The sequence below is a fragment of the Aurantimonas sp. NFXS3 genome (genome assembly GCF_049132005.1).
Taxonomy (GTDB): domain Bacteria; phylum Pseudomonadota; class Alphaproteobacteria; order Rhizobiales; family Rhizobiaceae; genus Aurantimonas; species Aurantimonas coralicida.
In genome coordinates this window covers 1-2,516 of record NZ_JAGDDZ010000019.1, presented here as the reverse complement: position 1 = coordinate 2,516, position 2,516 = coordinate 1, and the positions used below count along the sequence as shown (strand labels likewise).

The window sequence follows — 2,516 nt, the reverse complement described above, 5'->3', positions numbered from 1 at the left end:
CCGCCGCGGTTCCAGTCACCGCCAGGCCTGCCACTACCGGCGGGACCGGTGCCGGCGCATCGTCATCATCGTCTAACGTGTCGTCATCATCTTCGACGTCGGTGTTGTTGTCGTCTTCGTCTTCGTCTTCGTCTTCGTCATCCGCGTTGTCATCTCCGCCGCTGGCGTTGTCGTCCTCCTCGTCAGTCCGAAAGATATCCTCGGGAAGACCAACCAAGCCGGTATTCCTAGCGACGATATCGGAGAATTCCTGCCCGTCGATGAACTTCTCATAGAAGTCGAAATTGTCGAACCGTTCCAGATAGTAGAACCGGTCACCTTCCTGCAAGCGGTCGAACTGCTCATGCAGGACGACCCAGAAGGTTTGTCCAACCATACCACCAAGCACGTGTTGCTCTGCAAGACCACCAACCCAGAGGTCAACGCGGTCGATGCCCTTGACGACCTTAGTTCCATTGGCCCCCTCTTGGAGATCAATATCCGGATTGACCGCTATGAACGCTTCGATCTCCCCCGGTGTTGAGAGGATCAGGTCGGGATAGGCCTCCTTCATCTGGGTCATAATGACGTCACTCAACCCATTGCGCGCTTGGAAATCATCCCAAGAACCGTATGGGTCGAGGTTGCCAGCGAAACTGATGGCCTCTTGAATATAGGGGCTGTCCGAAGCTTTGAGATCGGCGCGAACTTGATTGAGTGTGCCTAGCCCGACATCCCAGCCGCGCGCCACGTTGAAGGCGAACAAATCTGCGTTAATGCGCACGAGATCGTTGCGAATGGCATCAACGATGTTGAAGTCGACTTCTTCCGCGGGCTGCGTTGCAACACCCGATAAAATGGCGCCGGCACCGAGTTGACCGTAACCAGGTTGCGGGACGTAGCCCGGCGGCAGCGGTGCTGTGAACGCAGCAAGATCGTTGGTGGGGTTAAGGAAAGCATCGAAGAGCTCCACCTCTTGAGGTTGGCCATCTACCCCAACAATCGTCATGGTTTGACCGACGAGAGAATGCCCGACGCGATAAACCGCTGACGCGAACTCGTGTGAGATCCTAGCATCTGTATTCGGGTTATACGCATCGAAACCGTGGCTGCCGTCGCCGCGGATACCTCCGATCAAAAGATCAGCAAACTCGTCGAAGACCACTCTTTGGTACTCCGCCTCGTTGATCATCTTCGCCGCTTGGAAAATTTCTTCCTCGCTACCGTCGAATCCTGCTTCAAGAAGGTTTTCCACATGAAAATTGTGGTTCCGAGCCCAGATCGTGTGCATCGAAGTCAGAGCGTAATTCTCATTGGCCCGGCCATCTCCTGCGATATAGTGATCAAGTAGGTTGATGTACGGATTGGTATCGAGGAGAAGCGGGTAACCGCCGCCCATAAAGTCAGAAACCATGGAAGCCACGACATCAGGATCATAGGCCCCAGTATTTTCATCGAAGATGCTGCCGGTCACTCCCTCGCTGATCTGGTAGTTCGTGTAGTATTCGCGGAAGCTAACCCCCCCTCCCGGTAGCGAAGCATCTGTGAAGAGCGTATCTGCCTGCCAGTGATGCGAAATCAGTTCACGCAGCGTTGGCAAGAGATTGAAATCAGCGTTAGATGGGTCAACGGCACCAGCGAGGAGTCGCATCCCAACGCCCCGATCGCCGTCGCTTTCGCGTAGGAACTGGCCGACAAGCTCGTTAGAACCGTAAGCTTGGTTCTGATCGACGAATGGTGATGCTTTGTTGAGATGCTGCGGTATCCCATTCCCGTCGATTTCGTGGACCTCGGCACGCGTCAAGTCGGCAGGGTTGTCCACGCCGGGTGCCCGCCCCGAGCCAGGACCGCCGATTTCGATCACGCCGTTGATAGAGTTTTTCGGCAGGAAATCCAGCCCGTGATCGAAATACTGCCCAAACGCCATGAAGAAGGTGTTCGCGCCAGATCGCGCCGGGGCTAGGTCCGCTTCCTGCGCGCCGAGGACGTTGCTGATCGTACGGGCATCGAGTCCTGCAAAGATGGGGTTGACGTCACGATTGTTCGTCGTTTCATCATATGCGCCGTAGCGAGCCTCGGTCAGTCGAAGGAAAGTCTCGTCCGCTGCGCCGTATTCGGGATTAGCCTCGTTATTATTGCGTCCGATGAGTTCGCGGACGCCGGCTGCCCCCTCGGTATCATCATCGTCATTGAAGGCTTGGTTGCCGTTTACTAGGTTCTTCAGCCCAACGAGGTCCCGGGCCGTAAGGGAGAAACCACCCCCCGATAATAGGCCACCGTCGTTATTATTGGAGGAGGTACTTTCTTTGAACGTTGGCTGACCGGAACTTGGGAAGGCGATTGAATGCGCTCCGAATGATAGCGTGGTCATGCCGTTCGTTGTCATCGACTGGTAGTCTGCAAGGGCTGTACCTGGTGCCAGTTCAACCACGTCCTGCGGACGCAGGGTTCCGATGATCGTGTCGTTGCCTCCGTTTGTTCTGAAGAGGATACGGTGGGCAGATTGCAACGCGGAGATATCGACGATGTCGTCGCCC

1 protein-coding gene is annotated in these 2,516 nt (G+C 55.8%); it reads right to left on the bottom strand.

What is annotated here, in order from left to right; translation table 11 throughout:
• A partial coding sequence (locus J3367_RS20935) for a peroxidase family protein (RefSeq protein WP_421462557.1) occupies positions 1-2,516 on the bottom strand: 2,516 nt, incomplete at both ends.